Source organism: Shewanella sp. NKUCC01_JLK (assembly GCF_019345615.1).
GTDB lineage: Bacteria > Pseudomonadota > Gammaproteobacteria > Enterobacterales > Shewanellaceae > Shewanella > Shewanella oncorhynchi.
Genome location: NZ_JAHKRD010000001.1, coordinates 443,204 through 468,743 on the forward strand (window position 1 = coordinate 443,204; position 25,540 = coordinate 468,743).

The following is a 25,540-nucleotide window of genomic DNA, read 5'->3' on the forward strand; positions in this document are numbered from 1 at the left end:
TGTCCCACCAATCGCGCGGTCAATGCCATAAGGGAATGAACCATTATCATCAGATGGAAACTAAGCACACGCAATAATGACTATTTGGGGGTGATCAGCGGCCAGAAGCAATCAAACCAAGCAAGGTAGTCGGCGCTACGACTGGGTTCTGTTTGCGCTGCCATCAATAATGCCCAGTAACAAGCAAATACCCAATACATGTCAATAGCGGCAGGCACTGCCGTTACTGCTTGTGCAGTAACATAAGGGTGTCCACTCAGATACTGTTTCACCAACACACTTTGCTGATAGGGCGTTAACGCATGGGTCGCTAACACTACAGCCAACTCACACAGTGGATGCGACGCCGTCGCATACTCAAAATCGATACAACACAAGCGGTTATTTTTAAGTAACAAATTATGGGGATTAAGATCGCGATGGCAAAACTGTGGCTTGATTATGCAGGCTGCTAACTCATCACACCAATGTTTGATTTCGATTTGAATTGCAAGCAGCTTAGCCACCCGCTCATTCCAATCGTGAGTATTGCTATCATCAATATCACTACCCTGCTTCAATGGCACAGCTCGCCTTAATACTGGCTCACTAAATGTTGCAGAAGCCTGATAGGCAAGCATTTGCTGGTGATATTCCTGCCACTGCTCAGTGATACTAATAGCATAAGGCCCTGTAGGCAGATCGCGTAATTGCAGCAATAACGCCAATAGCAAACAATGGGCTTGGTTAGGATGCGTTTCTTGTTCTGCTGCCGGATACTGTAAATAATTAAACGTCGATTGCCCCAGCACAAAATCAGCAGCACTCGTTTGGCGCTCTAACGCTGGCCAGTGGATTAAGAACTCGTTTTCAATATCGTCACTTTCAATATAATCACTTTCAATAAAATCGCTGAGGTAATAGCGCTCATCTTCACTCACCCACAGCAGTGCTGGGGCAAGTTTAGCTTGGGCGAGTTGTTGCCAGTAAAAACGCTCCTGCTGGCGGGTGCAAAAACTGTCCGCCGCATCGGCATTGACCCGCAGCACATAACACCCTGTTGGCGTAGTGATCTTATAATTATGATTACTCAAGCCGCCCGCAAGCTCATGAATACTTAACACGTTAACTAGCCCAGCACTTTTGAGTATGGGGTAAAGTGCTTTGAATGGCTCGCCCACTGAGCGCTGCATCGAGGCGTTTATATCGAGCATTAACTGAGTAACTTCAAGGTATTAGCTTCACGGGCGTCGGCTAACGCGGTTCGCCACAGGAAATACCCCACGACCGCCAGACCCACATAAAGCACGAATAACAAGGATGTCAGCATCAAGCCTTTGCTGAGATAAAGGTAAATCGACACTATGTCGATAACCACCCAATAAAGCCAATTCTCAAGTACCTTTTTTGCCACTAAATAAGTCGTCATCACGGCGAAACAGGTTGTCGCCGCATCTAGATACGGGAATGCGGCTTGGGTATACGTCGCCATACCGTGACCAACCAAAAGCGAAATCACGCCCGTCGCTGCGATCAACTTTAAATGGGTTTTCAATGGCCAAGTGGTCACTTTTACTCCTTGATGCTTATCACCACCTTGGGTCCAGAGCCAATATCCATAGAGCGCCATCGCCATGTAGTAGACGTTAAGCACAGACTCCATCAGTAGCGACACCTTCCAAAACAACACAGTGTAAATGGCGGTACTGGCAAAGGCCGCCGCCCAGCACCAGACGCTCGCCTTCATCGCCAGCAGTAAATATGCCATCGCCAGCAATACCGCGAGGGCTTCCCATACGGTCATCACATGGACTTCACCAAAGGCCGTATTAACGCTCTCGACCAAGGTTAACCATAAATCTGTCATAGTGTTGTTCTCATTGCCTATTTGTCGCTTACATGGCGGTCAATCATTATTCGCTGTGGGCTAAATTCAGCTCACCACCGATAAACTTACACACAAATACCGCCTTGCCCCACTTCTCATGGGCCGCTTGCATCTCGGTCGCCAGCATAGTCATCACATCTAAATAATCGCCGCACACTTGAGTTGCCATCGCATTAGTCACGCGCTCGATATTGGGATAGCTATCCACGCGGCCAATAAACCACTTGATAGGATCGAGGTAATTTTCATTAAAGGGATACATGCTAATTTCTGCGGTCAGTTTCATTTTAATTCCTTGATATTCTGAAGTAAGGCTGTAGCCCAAATACTGGGCTACAGTTCAGTTAACACTTAAATGATTATGCTCACTTTAAAATGAGCTATTACATAAACTTAACGTTAAAGGTTACGCCAATCTGACGCGGATCGCCGTAACGAATATATTGCTTTTCCGCCCAACCGTTATCTGGCTCATTGCCAAAATAGAAGCCACGCACACCGTATTCCTCATTAAACAGATTGCGTCCCCATAAATATGCCGACCAGGCGCTCGCCTCATAACCTACGCGAGCATTGACGATAGTGTAGGGTTCAGAGCGGGATTCATTGCTGTCTGAATAATAGAATTCACTCTTACCGCTAAGATTCAGGTTAGCAAACCAACCCGAATTAGCACGATAAGTCCCGCCAAGGCTGTAGGTAACGTGTGGAGAATGAGCCAGATCGCGGCCAGTTAAATCCACCTCAGTGCCATATTTGTCCTGATACTGGTAGTCACCGTAGGCCGTTTCTAACCAACCTATGCTTGAGTAAACTTGCAGATTATCCGTGGTATACCAGGTTGCATCTAACTCAGCGCCATAGTTATTCGAACTGCCTGCATTTTCAGTGAACAAGATAAAACGCTGTGGTTTATCAGGATCTTGCTGTGATGCAGCCACCTGTTGATCTTGTCTGTCCATATAGAACAGCGCCAAATTAGTATCGATAAGTCCCGCTAACCAATGGGATTTAAGGCCAATTTCATAGTTATAGAGCGTCTCAGTACTAAATTCTTTTTTATCGTTCAATTCGACGGGCAAAGTCATGTTGAAACCGCCCGCCTTGTAACCGCGTGCGACTCGGACATAAGCATTGTGTGAGTCGTTCAGCACTTTACTCACAGCAATATGACCACCCCACATGGTTTCGCTCGGGTCGAAATTATCGTTATTCGTATCAGAGTAATGACTGTTGCGGCGCTCTAAACGTAGACCCACAGATAAAGCATAATTTGAGCCCAAATCCGTATCAAGCTGGCCAAACAGCGCATAGTTTGTCGCCTCATACTCTGAGTCTAAGACTTCATCCGGCGAAGCATTGTATTCAGAATACAATTGGTTATCTTCTTTCAGATTCATGGCATACACACCAAGCAACCAATCAGTACTCTCTGCAAAAATACGGCCCTGCTCGGTAGAACTTAGGCGAAACTCTTGCGACACGGTTTTACGCTGACCCGTTTTATCCCAAAAATAATCGTATTGACACGGCGCCAGATTGCCATTGTCATCACTGCATTGCTTAGAGGCCCAATATTCTGAGTTAGCCCAATCGCCATCGTAACTGTAATGGTGATCGGTATTCGCAAAGGACGTTAATGAGGTTAGCTCAAAGGTTTCTGCGCCAGAATAGGTCGCTTTAAAACCCGCGCCTGTGGTGCGTTGGCTATCAACACCCGGTTGATCCGATGTTGTCTGGGTTGGTGAATTAGTTAAACTCCACACATCATAGCCATTATCAAAATCGGCATGCAGCACAGTTAAATCAAACTGTAAATCATCTGTCGCATACCAGCGCAGCTTAGCGCGGCCGCTGAATTCATCGCGACTATTGGTATCATCAAGGCCTAAATACAGGTTATCGTGGTAACCATTTTGCTGATGTTGCTGCATTGACACACGATAAAGCAGCTTGCCAGAATCCGTTAATGGGCCCGAGCTAAACCCGCTAAACGTGCGTAAATCATCATCGCCTAACGAGACTTCTGCGCCATGTTCAAACACATCTGTTGGATCGTTACTTTTCAGATAAATCAATCCCGCTAAGGCATTCGCGCCATAACGCGTCCCCTGCGGTCCACGAAGCACTTCGACCTGCTGTAAATCGTACATGCTCGACACCATACCAATACCGGATAAATCGATATCATCTATGATGTAACCCACGGAAGAATTAGGTGCGCCTTGGTATTGTTCCTGTTCCCCTACACCGCGAATTTGAAAATATTTCGGCCGAGAGCTTCCACCTGACCAGTTAAAATTGGCGATAGAATTAAGCAGATCTTCAAAGTGTTGCGCACTTTCATCTTGAATTTTTTGACTGTCGATAACGGTAATGCTGGAGGGCATTTTTTCTAAGCTTGAACTGCGAAAATCCGCCGTCACCACCATGACTTCCATCTCAGTGCTGGGATCAGGTCTGTCAATAGCGTCGGTTTGTGCAAAAACAGGGGTGCTCAGCGCTGCAGCGATGGCTAACGCCAGCGGCGCTCGGGCTAAAAATAAGCTTGGCGATACGGTTGAAAATGGAGATTGATGGTTTGACGTTTTACGGTTTGACATAGGACCTCAAATATAATGTTTGAGATCCGGCAACGAATAAGCGATTCAGAAGTGTGCTGTTGATTGGCCCATTCCTACGCCGGTATTAGCCGGATCAGGTTCTAAGGGTTCGTCAGATGACATCTCAGTTTGCAGCCGTCAACGTTAAAATCAGAGTAACATTAATGCACAACAAACACCCCTTGGCGGCGCCTAGTATACATGACGGAAATAAAAAGTGGGCACTCTTATCTCTGCGATTCAATTAAATGTCGCGAAAACCACTGCCCTTCACTTCGTATGATGAAAATGTCTTTAGTATCAGCCTAAATCCTTTCGTCCATTTGACCGCCTATCATGATAATGCTATAGAAGGTCGCAATTTCGAATACCGTAAGAGGACAATAGTCGATGCAGCTAAAACCTTTATCGAAAGGACGTTATAGCCAGCGATGGGAGCAAGACTATCCACTTATTGAAGCGGTTGTACTTAGCTGTATCAGCGAAATAAAAATGCTCAAAAAAGGCGCTCACCTCATGACGCAGGGGGAAGCGATGGCATCACTTGTATTGGTGAAGCAAGGTCGAGTATCGCTCGGCCATACCGCGAGAAATGGTCGGTGTTTTCAATTAGGTACTATTGATTGTGATTCACAACTGTTTGGCGAAATGGAGTTCTTCACCCAGTACCACTGTCAACTAGACATTATTGCCAGTGAACCCTTAGAAATCATGTTGATTAGCGCTGAAAAACTGCAACATTGCCTCGGTCAACATCCTCAACTCGCGCTATTTTTCGCTAGTGCAATTGCGATTGACTACCAAGACACAGTGGATATTTTTACTCGGCGACTGCTCTATCCCATCAGTTATAACGTGGCATTTGATATTTACCATGAATACTTAAATGACTTGCCCGTAGATGGCTTTAGTAAACGCTATTTAGAGGCTGAACGATTTGGCACTACCGACCGAGTCTACCGTCGGGCGCTACAAAATCTTGAGGAACGAGGCTTAATTGAGCGGAAAAAAGATGGCATTCGGATTTGTGATCTCAACGCACTCAAGAAATTTGTTGAAGCAGGCATATAACCGCTTTCAACATAACCCACACTCGACTTAATTTAACAACCGAGTGTGGGATGGATGCACAGGTAAATTAACTTACCGATGGCGAGTGTTGTTCCATAGCCGATTTCATCCGACTTGAAACGATCAATAGCATAAATATCGCTGCGTAAAGCAGAGGTATCACATACATCACTGTTTGTAATCCGATAATACGTTCAAAGAAAGAACTGATGGCTGGGCTAAACATCGCCCCTGCACTTCCGCTAATAAGAATATATGACACATTTTTGCTGCTGGCTTTTTTTACAAAAGACACGCCATAAGCAATAAATGCATTATAAAGCGCGGCACACACAAAACCGTAACCATAGGTCAAATAAGCTATCCAATTAAGATTATTGGTACTGACAATGGCAGCGGTGATCACCATAGCTAAAGCAATAATACCGACTAAGAAATGGTGAATTTTTACACGAGTCACAATCACAGTCGAAATTAACGCCCCAATTAGCGCAGCGGACCAATACTGGGTAATAATATTACCGGCATCTTCAAACGGAATATCAAATTTTTGTTTTACAAATAAAGGTGCCCAAGTTAAAAAAGTATATAAAGCCAGCATTCCTAAAAATAAACCAATACCTCCACTAATAATACCGAGATTCCATTCAGACTGTTGTTTCTCTTGTGTTGTAGAAGATTGCTCGCAAATAGAGAAATGAGTGAACAAGGTAATAATGACTGTACCGAACGCCACTAAACCTACGGCTAAATAGCTATAACTCCATGATAATGAACTTGTTAATGCATAAGTCGTTATTAATGGAAAAATAACGCCTGCAATATTAAACGTTGCATCTTGCACCACTAACATTGTGCTTTGTAATTTCTCTTGCCACACAGACACCACAATCGTACCAGCAATACATAGACCGATACCGCCACAAAAACCAATTAAGGTCATTGCTACCATCACAACTTGTAGGGAACTGGTTAGATGTAAAGCCAGAGCAGAAAGAGCAACCAGACTGTAACTTATCAAGGTCATCCTTTTGATACCCATTTTTTCAATAAAGAAAAATGCTGCAATCGTCCCCGCGAGTGCACCACCATTGAGCAATGAAAAGATTGATGCAACTTCGTTAACATTAGCGGCAAATTTTTCAGCTATGGGTTCAATCAACATCCCAAATTGGGTCGCAAAGCCCGCCATAATAAAATTGGCGAGAAAACTGATGGCTGTTAAAGTAATTTTATTATTCATTATGTCATTCCATAAGTGAAATGCTAAGGGTTCAAAGGATGGCTTTAAACCTAATTGAGGGCGGTTTCTAACGCGAGCTCGATCATATTATTAAAAGAGAGTTGACGTTCTTCGGCCGTAGTTTCTTCACCGGTTAAACAATGATCCGATACCGTTAAAATGGCTAATGATTCGATACCTTGTTGGTGTGACAATCCATAAAGCCCCGCCACTTCCATATCAATACCTAATACCCCAAAACGCTCAAGTGCGGGGATCATATCTTCGTCAGGATCGTAATAAAGATCACCACTAAAGATATTGCCAACTTTTACACTAATGCCTTTCTCATTCGCTGTTGTATAAGCTTTATGCAATAAAGAAAAGGTCGCAGAAGTTGCCATTTGGTAGCCGCTACTACGCTTAGCGTTAGTAGGTGAATCCGTGCCTGCGGCTTGGGCTAAAATGACATCTCGCATTTGTACATGTTTTTGTGTTGCACCTAAACTGCCAATACGAATAATGCGTTTCACGCCAAAATAATTAATCAGCTCATGGCCATAAAGCACCATAGATGAAATCCCCATACCATGACCCATAACGGAAATACGCTGTCCTTGGTAAAAGCCCGTGTAACCAAGCATATTGCGAACATTCGTGACTTCTACGGCATCGGTGAGATAGGTTTCAGCGATATATTTAGCACGTAGTGGATCACCCGGCATAATAACAATTTCAGCAAAATCAGTAGGTTGAGCATTAATATGAGCAGTCATCTTTCTATCCTCATGTGGTAATATGCTGATAGTAGTGCTCAATCACTGAATGTATTTAGGACTAAAGTCCGGATTTCACCTTGCCGTAAACCTTTTTGCTTAAAAATGGGTAATTTATCGCAACTTTCAATGTCAAAAAGACGAAAGCTAATAACATTTGAGTGACCTTAAGGTCATTGAACGTTGATGTAAAACGAATAAAAAGGCTTACTCCTTAAAAGAAGTAAGCCATTTTAGAACGGGTTTAATATCAAAAAATCAATTAAACACGGAATAAACTAAACTGAAGCAAACTCAAGCTTAGTTTGAAAAGGTTTCACGCACGTATACATCAAATTTAACCACTTGGGCATTAGGTGCAACAGCGCCGACTTGCAATTGCTGTTTGCCGTGTAATTTTACCGATTTCCAGCTGGTCGCTTCATCTTCGATAGTAAAGCCGCTGGCATCGTACCAAGTGAATTTATATTGCACACGCATATCGGACGAGGATTTGCTAACTATCAACGCTGAGCCCTGCACTAAATCACCGACTCGGCGTGCATCCACACTCTGTACCGCAATATCTCGGGCAAAGCTGGAATTATCGACGCGGGTTTCACCCAGTGAACTCACTGAAATCCCTGCGGTATGTGAGGCACAAGCACCTAAGGTAAGCGCTGCGGCCAGTAATAACCCTGTATAAACTTGTTTCATATATTTCTCCTAGTCACGCCACAAAATACGCAGCTAGCGCATCATTTCCCATTAAACGACAAACTAATCGAACGGTGCTGAACTCATGCTTAATAACATAGGCTAAATAAAGCATTTTCAATCTAAAATAGTGAATCAGTCATGCTTCATCAATCTAAACTTAATCAGATTAATCAATCAAAAAATGTGCCCGTGCCGTAGCAATAAGCTGCTTACGATTGGTTTGCCAACAATCAATATTCACGTTGGCGACTCGTCGACCCTGACGGGTAATACGACACTCAGCAAAACTATCCTTGTGCAGACCTGCACGTAAATAGTCGATTGAAAAATCAACGACTTTAGGCACCTTTGCTGTTTGCATAAATACCATTAACTGCACTATCGCTGACATTTCCATAAAGCCCGCAATCACGCCGCCATGAATAGCGGGCAACACAGGATTACCGATATTGTAGTCTTTAGCGGGCAATTTAAAAATCAGTTCATCACCAAAACGCTCTACCTTCATGCCAATAAATTTGGCATAGGGAACGTGCTCAAGTAAATGGCCAAAATCATTAAGTTCAGTGGCGCGTTTAACTATGCCTTGCACATCAATAGGCGCTTTAACCTGTGCGTTTTGAGTTGTACTGGCTGCATCTAGTATCGAATTATTTGCGCTCATCACTCTCTCCTATCGCAGGTACAGCTTCACCCATTAACGCTTGCCTAAAGGCATCACCGACCATTTCAGGGCTTATCCGCATAAAAGAGCCGACGGCATGGGCGATGGGATCGTCAATACTGTCTTGGTAAGCAATTGCACGGGTAAAGGCAATATTAGAAGACAACTTGTAGCATTCTGCGAAACCAAATACAGGCTTATGGGGCTGAGCGGGCTTCATGTAGTCCACCCGTAAATCGAGCGTGGGTGAGATTTCTAACAATTTGAATTTATGGAAAATTGCGCTCACGACTGCACTGCCACAGGCAGTATCCATTAAGGTAGTGATCACTCCACCATGGATAACGCCCGTATCGGGATAACCAATTAATTCAGTGCTGTAGGGCAACTCAATCAACACATGGTGCTCACTCGCCTCCAATACGGTTAAACCGAGACGGCGACACTGAGCGAGTTGATCCACAAACCGCTGCGCCATTTGGGTCAGCGGGAAAAAATCCGAATTGACCTTCATTTTCCTTGGCTCAACATGGGCCCCAGAGGCTCCCCGCCCACAAGGTGGAAATGAATATGATAGACTTCTTGTCCACCATGTTGATTGCAGTTCATGATCAGTCGGTAGCCATCTTTAGCGATACCCGCTTCCGCCGCCAATTTCGCCGCAACTGTCATCATACGGCCAAGCACAGGCTCATCGGAGGCTTTCATCTCATTAGCCGTTGGGATCAAGTGATTCGGCACAATCAAAATATGCGTTGGCGCCTTAGGGGAAATGTCTCTAAAGGCAGTCACAAGTTCATCTTGATACAGAATATCCGCGGGAATTTCGCGACGAATAATTTTGCTGAAAATCGTTTCTTCGGCCATGGGGCGTCCTCCTTAGGTTAGTTGGCATAGTATACTAGCAATTCAATACTTTGTGTCTGCAGATATTTTGCTTTTCATTTGCCAGTTGCAGGCATTTTTGGCAGCATGGCCACCATTAAAACACTCAGGTTTTGCAGGATAAATATGATCCATTACCAGATAATCCCCGTCGATCCGAAAGCCCATTTATTCGCTATCACTATGACATTATCACAACCCAAGACAGTGCAGGTCTTTAGCCTACCCGCTTGGCTGCCTGGCAGTTATATGGTGCGCGACTTTGCCAAAAATATCATTGAACTCAAGGCACAAGATGCACAAGGCCAAACGCTTAAGCTCACCCAACTAGATAAGCAAACTTGGTCGGTTGACAATAATAGCAGCGAAATTATTCTGACTTATCAAGTGTATGCTTGGGATCTGTCGGTGCGCACCGCGCATTTGGACATGACCCACGGCTTCTTTAACGGCAGTAGCGTGTTTTTATCTGCCCATGGTTTTGAAGACACTTTACACACCGTCTCTATAGATCCACCAACAGAGTCAACATTAAGTGACTGGCGCCTTGCTACCAGCATGACCCGCACCAGTGGTGACGATTTTGCCTTCGGCCAATTTTCAGCTAAAAGCTATGACGAGCTCATCGATCATCCGGTGGAAATGGGCTTATTCACCTTAGGGAGTTTTGATGCCTGTGGCGTGCGGCACGATATCGTACTCAATGGTCGCCACCGTGCTTGCATGCCAAGGCTCTGCCAAGATTTAAAAACCATTTGTGAGTATCAGATTAACTTCTTTGGTACGCCTGCACCGTTTAAACGTTATTTGTTTATGACCACAGTATTAGACAATGGCTTTGGCGGTTTAGAGCACAGAGCTTCTACTGCATTAATGTGTTCACGCAAAGACTTACCGCTGTCGCTAGATATGCCAATCAATAACGACTATCGCACTTATTTATCCCTGTGCAGCCACGAGTATTTCCACAGCTGGAACGTTAAGCGCATTAAGCCTGAATGCTTTTTACCCTATAAACTTGAGGCAGAAACCTATACGCCACAATTATGGGCCTATGAAGGCATCACCTCCTATTACGATGACTTTCTTACCTATCGTGCAGGTCTGGTAGATGAACAAAGCTATTTAGATATGCTGAGTGAGACCTTCACCCGTGTCTATCGCAGCCAGGGGCGCTTTAAACAAAGTGTTAAGGACTCAAGCTTTAATGCTTGGACTAAGTTCTACAAGCAAGATGAAAACGCACAAAATGCCATCATCAGTTATTACACTAAAGGGGCTCTGTTTGCGCTGTATTTAGATTTAACCCTGCGCAGCGAAACCCAGGGCAAATACAATCTCGACCATGTTATGCAGATTTTATGGCAGGAATATGCTCTGCAAGATAAAGGCACCACAGATACTTGCCATCAAGCCATCGTTGAACGACTCCTTGGTCGTGATTGCCAAGATCTGTTTGCCTACTTAGATAGTACGGACGATATTCCGTTAGCGGCTTTACTCGCCGAATTTGGGGTCAACTTGAGTCTTCGATCCAGTCAAGGTGCGCAAGATGTGGGCGGCGGGCAAGCGAAAGGTTATGAGATTGCATTCGGCGCGAAAACCCAAGCAGCACCTGTTGGATTAAAAATCGTGACTGTCACCCAAGGCAGCCCTGCACACCTTGCAGGGTTAAGTGCAGGTGATGTGTTAATTGCCGCGGATAACCTACAAGTCTCAGGACAATTTGAGGCGCAGCTACAGCAGTATCCGCTGGGTGAATCGTTGAATTTACATTGGTTTAGACGGGATGAATTGATGACGGGTGAGTTAACTATTGCTGCCGCGCCTAAGGATACTGTCGCCCTATCCATTCGTGACAAAAGCAAAATAGCGGCTTGGCTTGGACATTAATAGGCTTTCGGCTTAAGAACAACTTTTGAGAAATAATAAAAGGGGCTTTAGCCCCTTTTATCTGAGATAAGACTTAACTTAAATGTATATCCGTTTGTATATCAATACTGATATCGACTTAAACCACCACATCGTGCAAATAGGTTTGTGCCCACGCAATCGCTTGACCACGGCTAGACACTCCAATTTTACGGAATACTCGGTACAAATGGGTTTTTATCGTGCTTTCACTGACAAACAACTGATTGGCGATATCTAAATTAGTACTTCCCGTCAACAATGCTTGTAATACTTCACGCTCACGGATAGTTAACGGTTCAGTGTCTTCGAACAATCCAAAATCATCATTTACCCCATTAATAAGCTGAATTGGGATGACCCTATGACCTCGTAAAATATTCGAGAGTCCTAGGCTTATCTCAGTTAAACCTGCATCGAGATAAAACACCCCTGCAGTTGTGGCAGCTTGCATTAAGAAACGTGCATCCACTTGTTTAGGGAACTGTAAATAGACAACTCGCACACTCGGTTGCTCACGGGCAAGTAAACGTTGAAATTGATGGGCTTTTTGAAGATCAACAGTCGCTAAATCGATCACGACCATGGAGGCATTATTTTCTTTGATTTTCTCACACATCTCATCAGGGCTGACTTGGGTCAACTTAACGAGAAACTCCTGCGGCCAACGTCCTGCGAGCAATTCCATCAATACTTGCGATCGTGACACTACAATCCAATGTAATATTTTGAACATCCTGCTCACTCCCTGTCTGGTTAACGATTATTCACTTTAAGGATCTAAGATCCTCCAAATACGACTTCAACATCCGTTCAATAGACTTCCAAGTCTACCGTGGTCACGATATTAGCATTAGATAAAACAGATTAAAAAGACTTACGTAAAAAATATTTACCGTACGCAAATCAAAAACTTCTAACACTTTCGTTGACTACACTATCAATCAGAAGTCTTAATTGAAACTGAAAAAAGTTACTGAAATTTTAGGATAAAAGCGTAAGATCATACCAACACAAAAAATAAGGAAATTCCATGTCCAGCAGTAACCCCACCGCTTTTGAAATAAAATCCTATCCTGTGTGGGACAAACCGACGCGATTATTTCATTGGATTAATGTCATTCTTGTGCTCGCACTCATCTTAGTCGGTGGCATCATGATGTATCGCACTGAGCTAGGCATATCTGAGTTAACAGGTAAAATTGGCTTGAAAACTTTACACGTGTGCATAGGATATGCGTTTGCAATAAACCTCATCGTCCGCCTTGTGTGGGGTTTTATCGGTAACAAATATGCGCGTTTCAGCCACATGTTTCCCAATGCTAATAGCAAAAGCGAATTAATAGCTTATAAGACTGAATTAGCCGCGGGGAAAAATCCGCAGTATTTAGGTCATAACCCTAAAGGTAAATTTGCCGTGCTGGCCATCATGTTGCTATTAGTGACCATAATGATCACTGGACTTTTGCGTGCAGGTACAGATATTTATTATCCGCCGCTAGGTAGTGCTGTACAAAGTTATCTTGCTGATACCAATGTCGAACCAACAAGCTTAAAACCCTATGATGCAACGGGTGTGAATGCAGAAAAAGCGGATGCACTTAAACCAATGAAAGGATTGGCAGGTCAAGTGCACGTCTATGCGGTTTATGTGTTGTTACTGCTGATGTTATTACATGTATTCGCGGTGATTTATACTGAAGTAAAACGTCAACCAGGGATTATTTCAGCCATGTTTTCGGGTAAAAAAATCATCCAAGGCCAACCCAAAGATGAGTAATGAGTGACTTTAGTCATAAAAATAACGCCAGCTATTCGCTGGCGTTATTTATTTAGACATGAAGGTATATACCAACTTTTCTAAACGTATTTTTGAGATTATTTTTTCAGAACAGTTGCTGGGGTACGACCATCATCATGGCAACTTTCACAGGTAGGTTTTTGACCGACATTCATATCATGTACCGCATGACAATCTGCACAGACTAAATTACCGTCATGTGGCTTATGCACAGCGTCCATTTCAGCATAGGTACCATGACAACTTTGGCACTGTGCAAATTCAAAGGCACCATCCGCAGAAGGTGTACCATCTTTATGACAGCTTTCGCATCCACCTGACTCAGCATGGAAATCAGACAATTTTTGATCTGCAGCAAATGCGGTTGGCGACAGCGCTAACGCTGCAAGACTTGCCCCGAAAAGCGCACTTAATAGTTTTTTGCTCACAATAGTATCCTCCAATGGCGATTGTCAGTGGAAATTCTTGTCAGGGTGACTTCCATCTCTCAACCAAAATAAATAGCACGACTCGATATAACTTAGCTAAGGATGAACGAATAAGCAAACCCAAACTAAGCGACACAACTTTATCAACATACTCAAGGGTAAAATGTGCGCTGCATCATGTAACCACATGCTTATATAAGAGTTTTACATCTACCTAACCTAGAGGCTACATAATGTAAATCCCTAAACTGGCAAGCGACAGAATAAATACCCTTCATCTAAAACTAAAAGCTCGATTCATAATGATACTTAAGACAAAGTGATAATAAAAAGGAATGACAATAAGTGAATGGGTACAGAGTACTAGACGAGGATGCTTTAAATTGTGAAGGCACAACATTCAACCCAAACGCCTCTGGCACTTAATTCAAATGCCAAGAGGAATTGGCGATAACGGTTAACTCGCCCACTATAACCAATGATACAAATGGCGGTTAGACAGGTAGGCATCAACTCGCATCAAGTTTATTGTCAGCCTCAAGCTCTGTTTTAGGCCAAGCGTTAATCACGGCTTTGACCAACGATGCCAATGGAATAGCAAAGAATACTCCCCATACACCCCATAAACCGCCAAAGACTAAAACGGCCGCTATGATGATCACCGGATGTAAATCCACCGCATCGGAGAACAAAATAGGCACGAGTAAATTACCGTCGAGCGCCTGAATAATACCGTAACCCAACATTAAATAGCCAAATTCAGAACTAAAACCCCACTGAAAAAATGCCACTAGGGCGATAGGTAATGTAACTAAGGTTGCACCGACATAAGGGATCAATACCGATAACCCCGTTAACACACCAAGCAACGCCGAATATCGCAGTCCCATCAAGGCAAACAAAATATAAGTTGCGACACCAACAACCACGATTTCGATCACTTTGCCACGAATGTAATTAAAAATCTGTTGGTGCATTTCAAACCAAACTTTACGGGCTAACTGGCGATTTACGGGAAAAAATCGCTTACTGCCGCTAATCAGTTGGTCTTTATCTTTTAAAAAGAAAAACACCAGTAAGGGGACTAAAATCGCGTACACCATCAAGACGAGTAAAGAAGCTGAATAACCGATTAATTGCTTAGCAATATCCAACACATGTTGAGTATCGAGCAGTTTTTTAAGCTCACCAACCATCAGATCTAACTGCTCTGGATTGATAAATCGTGGATATTGATTGATCAGCGTTTGTATTGTCAGCAAGCCTTTATCAATCATGCTAGGCAAGTCGGCAATTAAGCTAACACCTTGACGCCACACACTCGGAATTAAGCCAAATGTCAGTAAAACCACGATTCCCAAAAACAACACAATAACCAAGGACGCACCAGCGGTGCGATTAATCCCCAATTTAAGCATTTGCGCCACAGGCCATTCCAATAGAAATGCCAGCACAAGAGCGACCAACAGCGGAGCAAGTAAACCTGCCGCAAAATAAATCACTAGCGCGAGCCCGACAAGAATAGCCATTAAGGTCACAGCTTGTGGATCACTAAAGCGCTCTTGATACCAACGAGAAAAAACAGTAAACATGGATCATTCCAATAGTGATGGTTGGCGAGGCTTCCCAAACGCTCAGGAAAGTTTATTTATTATCATGATGTTATTCGAGACTTTACTCAGTTAGACTTTCGCTTCTACATGTCAGCTAAATCAAAAAAAATACTGACAAGAGTAAACAACCTAGCCTAAGCGGCACTCTGGCTCAGAATTAGGCGCTTGATGCTAGTCTCAGAGGATTTAAACATAAAAATCCTCAATTTATCCCTGAGATAGATCAACTTTGGTGACCATCAAGGCTAACAGACTTGCATCATTACGCAACTCTTGCACGACATGCCCTTGTTTTTTTAAATATTGGGGAACATCTCGCCGCGAACCAGAGTCTGAGAGTAAGATATGCAACTGCTCACCCTCTCGCATTGGCTTCAATGCAAGCTTCACTTTCACTAAGGGTACTGGACAACGAAAGAGCGTTAAATCAATAAAAATCATAATGAACTTGCTATAGACGAACTTGGGCCATTATCCTAAGTTGCACCTCAAACTACAAGCTAAGTGCAGTATCTGCCTTTAGTTGAGATAATTAGAAATAAAAGGATCCGCTTGCGTAACTTGACTTTTTTGACTCGATTCAAACCTTTTGTTGCAGGCGCACTCTCCTTGATGCTGCTAACCTTCGCCGCCAAAAGCTTTGCCAACAATGACTTACCGGATTTAGGTACGGCCGCAGTTAACACCTTCAGCCTTGAAAAAGAAATGGTTTACGGTGATGCTTATATGCGCATCATTCGCTCATCGGCACCTATGCTAAATGACCCCGTGTTGAGTCAATATCTTACCGAGCTTGGCAATAAACTGGTCGCCCATGCCACAGGCGTAAAAACGCCGTTTTATTTTTTCCTATTACAAAATGATGAAATCAACGCCTTCGCCTTCTTTGGCGGCCATGTTGCCGTGCACACAGGCTTATTTCTCAATGCCGACAATGAAAGCGAACTGGCTTCAGTATTAGGCCACGAAGTGACTCACGTTACTCAACGTCACCTTGCCCGATCCCTTGAAGCACAGCAAAAAAGTAATCCTGCAACAATTGCCGGTTTACTTGGCGCCATTTTGTTAACGATTGCAGTACCACAAGCAGGTATGGCGGCGCTTGCGACAACCCAAGCCATGGCGACACAATCGAAAATCAACTACACCCGTTTGCATGAAAAGGAAGCCGATCGCATCGGAATGCAAATTCTAGTGGATGCAGGCTTTAATCCCAATGCTGCGGCGGATTTCTTTGGTAAATTAGCCAGTCGTTATCGCTTTACCACAACACCACCACAAATGTTATTAACTCACCCATTACCTGAATCGCGGATCACTGAAGCCCGTAACCGTGCCGAGCAATACCCTAAACGTTATATCCCTGATAATCTTAATTTTCAGCTAGCAAAAGCTCGTATTCAAGTCCGTTTTTCCAGCTATAGCGACGAAGCAGTATTAAGCATGTTTGATCGGCAACTCAACAAACAGACCTATAGCTTCAAAGAGGCGGCACTTTATGGCAAAGCGCTGGCTTTATATAGATTGAAGAAGTTTAATGAATCAGAAAAAATCGTCGATGAGCTGTTAAAAATCGATGATAACAACCTGTTTTATATAGACACTAAATCTGATTTACTGATCGAACGTAAGGACTATGCAAAAGCGATTACTATGCTCGAAGCCCAGCGTAAAATGAAACCAACGTCTCAAGTGATCAATGCCAACTTAGCCAATATATATATCGAAGCCGATCAAGCCCCCAAAGCAATCCCTTTGCTGGAAGATATGATTTTCCTCGATAAACAAAATGAACTACCCTATCAATTGTTGACTATGGTGTATAAAAAAACCGGCAATCAAGCATTGGAATATTTTTCCACCGCAGAGCTGATGGCCTTAGGTGCTAACTATAAGGGCGCAATCGATCAACTTAACTTTGCCTACCGTGCATCCGAAAATAATCCATTACAGCTTGCACGTATTGAAGCACGTATTCGCCAGTTTAAAATGGCTGATAAAGAGATGGATGCGCTTAAGTAATAAGTTGTTTTACAAATAGATTAAAGACAATTACCCATTTATGCGCCCCGAACACACTGACGGTGCGCGGTTTTTTCTGTTATTATCCGCGCCATTGTTATTTCAGCCCGTATTGAGCCTCTAGTACTATGACCCAAGCGACGATTTACCATAACCCACGTTGTTCAAAAAGCCGTGAAACCTTAGCTTTACTCGAGCAACAAGGCTGCGACATTACCTTAGTGGAATACTTAAAAAATCCCCCTACGGCTAAAGACATCGGCGACATTCTGGTTAAATTAGGCCTCAGTGCTCGCGAATTAATGCGCACCAAGGAAGCAGAATATCAAGCCTTGGGACTTGCAGACTCATCACTAACAGAATTTCAGTTGATTGAGGCTATGGTCAACACACCTAAACTCATCGAACGGCCAATTGTGCTCGCCAATCAAAGCGCAGCCATCGGCCGTCCTCCTGAGAATGTGCTCACTATTCTTTAATCCATGATTTTTAAACCAAAATGGCTTTTATTTTCAACCCTTAGGTAGACTTATGACGTCCAACACCTTATTTATCCTTAGCCGTTTAGGCTACTTTGCGCTAGTGCTGCTATTAGGCGGTTGGTTTGTTGGCCAAGGGATTAGCGGTGAATACACCCTGCTATTTAGTCTCTTATGGATAGTGCCGTTATTACTACCCGCAAAGGGAGTTTTCCAAGGTAATCCATACACTTACGCTTGGGCGAGTTTTATTCTATGCTTATATATGTTACATGGGCTCACCCTGCTTTATGTCACCAATGACGCCTTCGCTTTTGCCTTAATCGAAGTATTATTGATTGGCGTACTGCTAATCGCTTTCCCATTTTATGCCCGCATACGTGGTCGTGAACTGGGATTAGGCCTGAAGAAAAAATCTAAAGAATAGTCAGTTCAATGTATTTTCAGTGCCGTTTAACCTTGCTGGGTATAGCGGCACTTTTTATATTGCAAGGCCAAACCTTGGCTCAAATATCCCTTATGATCTCAGTCTGAATACCCATTTCAACCTTAGTTTCAACCTCTGTTCCGACGTCAATTCCCATCACGACAAAATTAACACTTATTATACTTACACTGACTTTTTGCAACTAAGTGCCCGTGTTATAGTCAGTTTCTCACAGTATAAGCGTCCCATGGCGCCACAAAAGTCTAAATAGCACAGCAGAGTTAACAAGGGAGAATGGTGTAATGGGAATGTCGATACCACTGAAATTTATCGGATTTATGGCCTGCTCTGGCCTACTTGCAGCATGCGGGGGCGGTGGTGATAGTCAACCAGATGATAGTGTAGTCACGCCACCATCCACTTCACTAGCACGCTGCACAGATAGCATTTCACCACTCATTACCACCACGTCATCCTCAATTCGCTTTCAAACCGAGCCAAATTATGTGGCGGGTCAATCCAGTACTATCATTGCCAATATCCTAAATCGTGACAGCCAAGACTTAACCTTCCGTTGGCAGCAAATCGATGGCCCTAACATAGCACTCGTCAGTCAAAACAGCCCAGTATTAGCCTTTGATACTCCCACCGCAGGCGGCTACCGTTTTAGCTTGCATGTGACGGGCAGTAATCTAGATGTCACCGGAGAAATTGGCATTAATGTCGATCCCGCATCGACGGGTGTGCTAAACGTCCGTCAAGATCACCAAGTGGTTGAAGGCAATAATGTGAGCTTAAGACTCGGACAACAATCGGAATTAAGCGCAGCAAATATCTCTTGGTGTGTAGCATCTGGCCCAGATTTAATGGTCGATGTGAGCGATCCGTTTAGGCCCTTGTTTACCGCGCCAACGGTCACCCAGGATACAATCACTCACCTCAAAGTGAATGCCAACGTCAATGGCAATCAGCTTAGCGATGATGTCTTTGTGCTAACAACCTCGGCGCCAGCGATCAGCTCGCCATACTTCGATACCCCAGTTGCGCGCACCCATGCCTATCGTCCAGCCTCGCCTTACGCTAATGTACTAGCAAACTGTGTTTACTCTAATCAGCTCAATGATAGTTGCACTATCAATACCTTACCTTTGATAGGACAAACCTCAAGCGATCTCAATCACGAGACGATTCTAAATCGAGTACTGGTTTCACACGATTGGATGGGTGATAACTTTGCCGCTTTCTTAGCCCAGATGGACCCTAATAGCGATTTTGCCCGCCTGTTACAATCCGTCACGGCCGTGGTGATTAGCTATGATGTACGCCCTTCTTTTTATTGGGTAGTTACAGGGGCGATTTATCTCGATCCCAATGATTTATGGCTTACGCCAAGCCAGCGCGACACTATTAATGAAGCGCCGGATTACCGCAGTAATTTCGGAAATGATCTTAACTTTGTGATGCCTTGGCGTTATGTGAAAGATAACCAATATGCCTCCCTTGGCGTGCCTATTACCGTCAGAGCAAACCGCACATTAGCGCAAATCAATCCCGATCTGGCCTCCTTGTTGTACCACGAGCTCGCCCATGCCAATGACTTTTTTCCACGCAGCGTGCATGCCACACTCACAGGGCCAAGATTGTTAGATGACTACAGCCGCCGCAATGCCAGCAAGAGTCTAATTTCAGATCAAGTCAGCAAAACCTACCCATTAACGAGCACTGAAATGATGGGACTTGCCAATGTTAGTTTCCTCGGCGCAGCGGCGAGTAATGTGCAAAAGGCCTATCAAGCATCGGATGTCAGTACTTTCTTTTCTACCGATATCGCCAGCGACTTCTATGCATATTCCAGTACCCGTGAAGACACGGCCATGTTATTTGAGGAAGCCATGATGAGTTATCGCTATCAAATATTGCGTGATGTCGCCGTCACCAATAAACCTGCGATTTTAACTGCGGATTCGCTGATTATTGACTGGGGACAAAGGGGACGAATTGCAAAAGACAGTCTAGAAAATCGCGCTGCGTTGGTGATTGATGAAATGCTGCCAGAGCTTAATGGGATCAGTCTGGTCGAAAGCCTACCCGAGCCAATTAATATGGTGCAAGGTCAAAGCTGGCGTCAAACATTGGCAATATCGCCTGCGAATACGCAGCTCAAAGGCCAAAGCAATGCAGCTGCAATTAATGCCGAGTCTCGTTTTGAAGCCGAACTTCGCTTAAGTGGTGACCGTCACCAACATCCACAACAATAGCGTTTTAAATTTTAGATAAACAAAAACCCGTATGTATTCAACATGACGGGCTTTACTCTTTTTGGCTTTAATGCCAGTAGGTTTTGTATCTTCAGAACGAACACAAACCATGCTGTATCTAAAGGTGTAGCATCTCTTTGGCAAACGGAATCGTGAGTTTACGCTGATGCACTAATGAGGCTTTATCTAACTTATCTAATACATCAAACAAGGTACGCAAATCCCGCGCCATACGGTTCAGTAAAAAACGCCCGACATCTTCCGGTAATTGCAGGCCACGCATAGCGGCGCGGCGTTGCAGTGCGGCAAGTTTTTCATCATCTGCCATGGGTTGCAGTTGGTAATTCAACCCCCATTGCATACGTGAAACAAGATCTGGCAAGAGGAACCCAGCATCCGCAGGAGACGAACTGCCGCTAACCACTAAAGCACAATTCTTATGTTCTGCAACGCGATTGTAGAGATCAAAAATCGCCTCTTCCCAAACGGGGTGGCCGGCGATGGCATCGACATCATCGATACAAACCAAATCCAACTGTTCTAGGCCTTCAAGCAATGCGGTCGAAATACTCGCATGTATGCCTAAAGGAATATAAAAGCTGCGACGCTCCACTTCATTAGCATGCGCGCAAGCAGCGTGCATTAAATGGGTTCGACCCGATTTAACTGGGCCCCACAAATAGATGGCGGCTTCACCCTGCCCTTCGGCATTCGCTCTCAATTTTTGAATAAGTTCATCATTACCCGCGGCGGGGTAATAACTATTAAAGGTTTCGTCATCTGGCAAATGCACAGGTAGCGAGAGTTGCAAAGGTGAGTTTAAGGGCACTCGGTCTTCTCAATATTAAATAAAAACAATGCCGTGCTTAACTAAGCACGGCCGATAACATCTTAATGTAAACGCCATTCATACACAGGTTTGCCAGTTTGATTAGAGACAGGGCTAAATTCACCTGCACTCACAGGTGCGACCACAGAAATACGCGGCTCTAAGCTTAATAAGCGTTGTAAATCCGTCTCTGAGCCAAATAAATCTAACGAGAAAGTCACAGTATTACCTTGAATATGCGTTAACGTGGCATTTTTAATCGCGCTGAGTTGCTTCAAATATTTTTCAACTTCAACTAATTGCGCCATTTTTTGGATATTAACGAAGGTAACACTCGCACCAAGCTGAGTACCAGTATCGGCAATCGCATACTTAGTAAAATAGTATTCACCTAACGCCGCCATCATAGCGGTAATCGCTTGGGCCGAATTTTCAGCACTGCCGTTGTAACTGAATAACGGTGGCGTCAAAGAATCAATGGTAGCCTTAGTATAAAGATTTAAACGATAACGAACCTGATTGCCAGCGGCATCAATTGCCACTAGCGCCAAAAAGTCAGCTTGATAGCGGCCAGATACACTCGCTACTATGTCGGCAAACATCCCTTTAATATCGTTAGGATTTATACCCATCAACTCATCAAGATCTAAGATAGGCAAGAGTACAGGTATACCGCGGGCATAGGAAAAATCGCTAAAAATCTTACGTTCGGCTAACGCAGATGAGTCGCCCAATATCATAGTGTCACCATCACCAGGCATAGCGACCCAAAATAAGGTCAGCGGGCGTTGAGTTCCCCAAACAGGCAATTGTGCCTGACGCAGTAACGCCACGATGCGGCGGTGCTCAAAACTCGCGGTCAACAGCAATTGGCCATTTTGCTCGATATAACCATACTGGCTCAGCAAGGTATCAGGATTACTGAGCTGAGATTGGATCAGGCTGTTATCGAGGGATCGCGCCGTCCCAGTGTTCTTGATAATAACTTGCTCAAGTGCACTTTTTAAGGCTTTATCGCGTTCAGCAACTGCGCGCGAAGACACAGGCACATTGGCCTCATCTAATTTACTCACCTCAACAGCATTGACGCTATTAATCGTGAACAGACAATATAGAAATGCAATTAAGCTCGGCTTCAATAGAAATTTCAGCATCTTTGAGTAGTTGAAGTAGCGTCAGATGAGGCAAATTGTACCATAGTTAGCGCCTTAAGCGAGTCTTGCCAAAATTTAGCCCCATTTCCATGCCTGCCATAGCACAGAAAACCCAAACAGTGATCAACGTCGGTAAAACAGGCGATTTTCTTCTGCTCAAAATCCAACAAACTGTTATCATTTGGCGGTTTACCCTAAATTAACGAGAATAATAAATGAGACGACTCGCTATCCCCCTACAGGGCGCGCAAATGCTATTTGTGGCCTTCGGTGCCCTAGTACTAATGCCGCTACTTACAGGGCTCGACACCAGTGTGGCATTGTTTACCGCAGGTATCGGTACCCTACTCTTCCAATTGATTACTAAACGCCAAGTGCCTATCTTCCTCGCATCTTCCTTCGCTTTTATTGCCCCCATACTTTATGGCGTGCAGACTTGGGGAATTCCATCCACAATGGGCGGCATTATGGCCGCGGGCGTGGTCTACGTCATGCTCGGCGCCTTGGTTAAAGTGCGCGGCACTGACTTTATTCACAGATTATTGCCCCCAGTCGTAGTGGGACCTGTGATCATTATTATCGGCCTTGGCTTAGCCCCCGTTGCGGTGAATATGGCATTAGGCAAGAGTGGTGATGGTAGCTTGACTTTAGTCGCTACAAATACGGCGTTATTTATTTCGCTCGCATCGCTTGGTACCACTATCGCGGTGGCGATTTTCGCAAAGGGCCTACTCAAAATGATGCCGATTTTAGCAGGTATTATAGTAGGTTACAGCTTAAGCCTAGCCTTTGGTATTGTTGATTTTGCCGTTGTGACCGCTGCAAGCTGGATTGCTATTCCTAAATTTGTCGCGCCAGAATTAAACTGGTATGCCATCGCATTTATGATCCCAGTGGCAATCGCCCCTGCGGTAGAACATATAGGTGATATTCTGGCGATATCCAACGTCACGGGTAAAGATTTTATGAAAAAACCCGGCCTGCATCGCACGCTAACGGGTGACGGTATTGCCACAATTGCAGCCGCAGCCTTTGGTGGTCCACCGAACACGACTTACTCAGAAGTGACAGGTGCAGTAACCTTAACCCGAAATTTTGATCCGAAGATCATGACTTGGACTGCCATTACCGCTATCACTTTAGCCTTCGTTGGCAAACTAGGTGCGCTGATGCAAACTATCCCCGTCCCAGTGATGGGCGGTATTATGTGTTTGCTATTTGGTTCCATTGCCTCAGTTGGCCTCAACACCCTTATTCGTAATCATGTGGATTTATCTGAGCCACGTAATTTAAGTATTGTCGGTGTTACCTTAGTCTTTGGTATCGGCGGCATGGCATTTGGCATAGGTTCATTCAGTCTGACTGGTATTAGCTTGTGCGGTATTGTCGCCATTACCATGAACTTACTATTACCCGCGACTAAGCCACACAATAAACACCACGAGTCTGATGTGACACCTCATTAATCACGGCTTGAAGACACGATCAATTTCGAAGTAGGTCGTTGAAAAATGACCACTTTATAAAATTGATCGTTTCTTAAGAAACCGCCATAAAAAAGCCGCCGTGATTAATATCACGGCGGCTTTTTTATGAAGCAATATTTTTATGAAGTAAGAATTAACTCTTACTCCTCAGTCTTGATCTTAGCGGCAGCCGCTTTGATCAAAGGTTGTAATTCGCCTTTTTGGAACATGTCCACTACAATATCACACCCACCGATCAACTCGCCTTCAATCCACAATTGTGGGAAAGTCGGCCAGTTAGCAAACTTAGGTAATTCTGCGCGAATGTCTGGATGCTGAAGAATATCCACGAATGCAAACTGCTCGCCGCAGTTAATCATGATCTGAGCTACCTGTGACGAGAAGCCACAGCTTGGTAACTTAGGAGAGCCTTTCATATAAACAATGATAGGGTTTTCCGTGATCTGCTGCTTAATTTTCTCTACTGTTTCCATTTTGATTCCTAAGTAGGATGACATTGACTCAATGTGACTATTGTACGTCAGCTAGACGCAGAACAAAATCCCACAGTTTGTAAGGTTATGTCGACATTTGATTTTTCGATGGCGTCTATCTAGTCAATTAGCTAAACAATGATTCACATCACAAATTTTATCGGTACAATAGTCCTAAGTGAGCACGTTTAAGAAACGATAACCTAAGACCATGGAGAGATACTAATGGCTTTCGAATTACCCGCATTACCATATGCAAAGAACGCACTAGAACCACACATTTCTCAAGAAACCATAGAATACCACTACGGCAAGCACCACAACACTTATGTTGTGAAGCTAAACGGCTTAATCGAAGGAACTGATTTCGCGGGCAAATCTTTAGAAGATATCATCAAGACTTCTACCGGTGGCGTATTTAACAACGCAGCTCAAGTGTGGAACCACACTTTCTACTGGAACTGCTTAGCCCCTAATGCTGGCGGCGAACCAACAGGCCCAGTTGCTGATGCAATCAATGCCGCTTTCGGTTCATTCGACGCATTCAAAGCGCAATTTACTGATTCAGCAGTAAACAACTTCGGTAGCGCTTGGACATGGTTAGTGAAAAAAGCCGATGGCACTCTTGCTATCGTTAACACTAGCAATGCAGCGACGCCACTGACTGACAGCACAGTAACGCCAATCATGACAGTTGACGTGTGGGAACACGCTTACTACATCGATTACCGTAACGTGCGTCCTGACTATCTTGCCCACTTCTGGCAATTAGTTAACTGGGACTTCGTTAACCAAAACTTCGCAGGTTAATTCATTTAACCTAACGTTGTTTACTGCCGAATAAGCAGTGGGTTAATCCCAGTAAAAAGAG

Annotated in this window: 26 protein-coding genes and 1 riboswitch; of the genes, 9 read left to right on the forward strand and 17 right to left on the reverse strand. The window is 44.2% G+C overall.

All coding sequences use genetic code 11. The features are described from left to right. Positions 1-80: 80 nt before the first annotated feature. The 4 genes from KO537_RS01985 to KO537_RS02000 form a co-directional block, all read right to left on the reverse strand. The gene (locus KO537_RS01985) at positions 81-1,193 is read right to left on the reverse strand and encodes a phosphotransferase (RefSeq protein ID WP_219233742.1); all 1,113 of its coding nucleotides are present in this window, start codon (positions 1,191-1,193) and stop codon (positions 81-83) included. Next, a complete protein-coding gene (pnuC, locus tag KO537_RS01990) occupies positions 1,193-1,846 on the reverse strand; it encodes a nicotinamide riboside transporter PnuC (RefSeq protein WP_028760296.1) in 654 nt (217 codons plus the stop codon). The genes KO537_RS01985 and pnuC overlap by 1 nt, the downstream gene beginning before the upstream one ends. Positions 1,847-1,892: 46 nt before the next feature. Then, positions 1,893-2,153: a hypothetical protein gene (locus tag KO537_RS01995; protein ID WP_028760297.1), complete on the reverse strand. Its 261-nt coding sequence runs from the start codon at positions 2,151-2,153 to the stop codon at positions 1,893-1,895. A gap of 97 nt (positions 2,154-2,250) precedes the next feature. Then, positions 2,251-4,470, reverse strand: coding sequence for a TonB-dependent receptor (locus KO537_RS02000; RefSeq protein WP_219233743.1), 2,220 nt, complete (start codon positions 4,468-4,470; stop codon positions 2,251-2,253). 54 nt (positions 4,471-4,524) lie between these two features. Further along, positions 4,525-4,663, reverse strand: a riboswitch (TPP riboswitch). Between the two features lie 197 nt (positions 4,664-4,860). Between KO537_RS02000 and KO537_RS02005 the strand changes: the two genes are divergently transcribed. After that, the gene (locus KO537_RS02005; protein WP_012196926.1) at positions 4,861-5,541 is read left to right on the forward strand and encodes a Crp/Fnr family transcriptional regulator; all 681 of its coding nucleotides are present in this window, start codon (positions 4,861-4,863) and stop codon (positions 5,539-5,541) included. A 67-nt stretch (positions 5,542-5,608) separates the two neighbouring features. Here the strand turns inward: KO537_RS02005 and tsgA are convergent, their stop codons facing one another. From tsgA to hinT, 6 genes are all read right to left on the reverse strand, one after another. Then, positions 5,609-6,784, reverse strand: a complete 1,176-nt coding sequence (tsgA, locus tag KO537_RS02010; RefSeq protein WP_131523888.1) for an MFS transporter TsgA — start codon at positions 6,782-6,784, stop codon at positions 5,609-5,611. A gap of 50 nt (positions 6,785-6,834) precedes the next feature. Then, entirely contained in the window at positions 6,835-7,539 is a 705-nt protein-coding gene (gene deoD, locus KO537_RS02015; RefSeq protein WP_219233744.1) for a purine-nucleoside phosphorylase, read from the reverse strand. Between the two features lie 300 nt (positions 7,540-7,839). Beyond that, complete coding sequence (locus KO537_RS02020; RefSeq protein ID WP_028760301.1) at positions 7,840-8,235, reverse strand: YcfL family protein; 396 nt, start codon at positions 8,233-8,235, stop codon at positions 7,840-7,842. Positions 8,236-8,404: 169 nt separating this feature from the next. Further along, on the reverse strand, positions 8,405-8,902 hold the full coding sequence (locus tag KO537_RS02025) for a PaaI family thioesterase (protein WP_219233745.1): 498 nt from the start codon (positions 8,900-8,902) through the stop codon (positions 8,405-8,407). After that, positions 8,889-9,416 (reverse strand): PaaI family thioesterase, encoded by a 528-nt coding sequence (locus KO537_RS02030; protein WP_028760303.1) that lies wholly within the window; start codon positions 9,414-9,416, stop codon positions 8,889-8,891. Before KO537_RS02030 ends, KO537_RS02025 begins: the two co-directional genes overlap by 14 nt. Continuing rightward, on the reverse strand, positions 9,413-9,769 hold the full coding sequence (gene hinT / locus KO537_RS02035; RefSeq protein ID WP_113938752.1) for a purine nucleoside phosphoramidase: 357 nt from the start codon (positions 9,767-9,769) through the stop codon (positions 9,413-9,415). Before hinT ends, KO537_RS02030 begins: the two co-directional genes overlap by 4 nt. Before the next feature lie 144 nt (positions 9,770-9,913). Between hinT and KO537_RS02040 the strand changes: the two genes are divergently transcribed. Then, on the forward strand, positions 9,914-11,680 hold the full coding sequence (locus KO537_RS02040) for a PDZ domain-containing protein (protein WP_219233746.1): 1,767 nt from the start codon (positions 9,914-9,916) through the stop codon (positions 11,678-11,680). Between the two features lie 118 nt (positions 11,681-11,798). Here KO537_RS02040 and KO537_RS02045 read toward each other — a convergent pair whose 3' ends face one another. Beyond that, positions 11,799-12,434: a LuxR C-terminal-related transcriptional regulator gene (locus KO537_RS02045; RefSeq protein WP_219233747.1), complete on the reverse strand. Its 636-nt coding sequence runs from the start codon at positions 12,432-12,434 to the stop codon at positions 11,799-11,801. Between the two features lie 297 nt (positions 12,435-12,731). Between KO537_RS02045 and KO537_RS02050 the strand changes: the two genes are divergently transcribed. After that, positions 12,732-13,478, forward strand: a complete 747-nt coding sequence (locus tag KO537_RS02050) for a cytochrome b/b6 domain-containing protein (protein ID WP_105252822.1) — start codon at positions 12,732-12,734, stop codon at positions 13,476-13,478. A gap of 98 nt (positions 13,479-13,576) precedes the next feature. On the opposite strand, the gene KO537_RS02055 is transcribed toward KO537_RS02050, so the two are convergent. The 3 genes from KO537_RS02055 to KO537_RS02065 form a co-directional block, all read right to left on the reverse strand. Further along, a complete protein-coding gene (locus KO537_RS02055) occupies positions 13,577-13,927 on the reverse strand; it encodes a cytochrome c3 family protein (protein ID WP_105252823.1) in 351 nt (116 codons plus the stop codon). 509 nt (positions 13,928-14,436) lie between these two features. Beyond that, positions 14,437-15,519 carry an AI-2E family transporter gene (locus KO537_RS02060; protein ID WP_028760308.1) on the reverse strand — a complete coding sequence of 361 codons (1,083 nt, stop codon included), beginning with the start codon at positions 15,517-15,519 and terminating at the stop codon, positions 14,437-14,439. A 228-nt stretch (positions 15,520-15,747) separates the two neighbouring features. After that, positions 15,748-15,981, reverse strand: a complete 234-nt coding sequence (locus KO537_RS02065; RefSeq protein ID WP_028760309.1) for a sulfurtransferase TusA family protein — start codon at positions 15,979-15,981, stop codon at positions 15,748-15,750. Between the two features lie 111 nt (positions 15,982-16,092). Here KO537_RS02065 and KO537_RS02070 point away from each other — a divergent pair, with 111 nt between their 5' ends. From KO537_RS02070 to KO537_RS02085, 4 genes are all read left to right on the forward strand, one after another. Further along, on the forward strand, positions 16,093-17,562 hold the full coding sequence (locus KO537_RS02070) for a M48 family metalloprotease (RefSeq protein WP_168823942.1): 1,470 nt from the start codon (positions 16,093-16,095) through the stop codon (positions 17,560-17,562). A gap of 128 nt (positions 17,563-17,690) precedes the next feature. Beyond that, positions 17,691-18,041: an arsenate reductase (glutaredoxin) gene (arsC, locus tag KO537_RS02075; RefSeq protein WP_173245383.1), complete on the forward strand. Its 351-nt coding sequence runs from the start codon at positions 17,691-17,693 to the stop codon at positions 18,039-18,041. A 52-nt stretch (positions 18,042-18,093) separates the two neighbouring features. Further along, positions 18,094-18,468: a DUF2069 domain-containing protein gene (locus KO537_RS02080; RefSeq protein WP_028760312.1), complete on the forward strand. Its 375-nt coding sequence runs from the start codon at positions 18,094-18,096 to the stop codon at positions 18,466-18,468. Positions 18,469-18,770: 302 nt separating this feature from the next. Beyond that, on the forward strand, positions 18,771-20,726 hold the full coding sequence (locus KO537_RS02085) for a hypothetical protein (protein WP_219233748.1): 1,956 nt from the start codon (positions 18,771-18,773) through the stop codon (positions 20,724-20,726). A 118-nt stretch (positions 20,727-20,844) separates the two neighbouring features. Here KO537_RS02085 and hda read toward each other — a convergent pair whose 3' ends face one another. Both hda and KO537_RS02095 read right to left on the reverse strand, forming a co-directional pair. Next, complete coding sequence (hda, locus tag KO537_RS02090) at positions 20,845-21,555, reverse strand: DnaA inactivator Hda (RefSeq protein WP_006081292.1); 711 nt, start codon at positions 21,553-21,555, stop codon at positions 20,845-20,847. 62 nt (positions 21,556-21,617) lie between these two features. Further along, positions 21,618-22,709: a DUF2066 domain-containing protein gene (locus KO537_RS02095; RefSeq protein ID WP_028760315.1), complete on the reverse strand. Its 1,092-nt coding sequence runs from the start codon at positions 22,707-22,709 to the stop codon at positions 21,618-21,620. A gap of 215 nt (positions 22,710-22,924) precedes the next feature. Between KO537_RS02095 and KO537_RS02100 the strand changes: the two genes are divergently transcribed. Then, positions 22,925-24,175 carry a uracil-xanthine permease family protein gene (locus KO537_RS02100; RefSeq protein WP_219233749.1) on the forward strand — a complete coding sequence of 417 codons (1,251 nt, stop codon included), beginning with the start codon at positions 22,925-22,927 and terminating at the stop codon, positions 24,173-24,175. Positions 24,176-24,336: 161 nt separating this feature from the next. Here the strand turns inward: KO537_RS02100 and grxD are convergent, their stop codons facing one another. After that, positions 24,337-24,669 carry a Grx4 family monothiol glutaredoxin gene (gene grxD, locus KO537_RS02105; RefSeq protein ID WP_011846572.1) on the reverse strand — a complete coding sequence of 111 codons (333 nt, stop codon included), beginning with the start codon at positions 24,667-24,669 and terminating at the stop codon, positions 24,337-24,339. Positions 24,670-24,894: 225 nt separating this feature from the next. Here grxD and sodB point away from each other — a divergent pair, with 225 nt between their 5' ends. Further along, entirely contained in the window at positions 24,895-25,479 is a 585-nt protein-coding gene (sodB, locus tag KO537_RS02110; protein ID WP_028760317.1) for a superoxide dismutase [Fe], read from the forward strand. Positions 25,480-25,540: the final 61 nt, after the last annotated feature.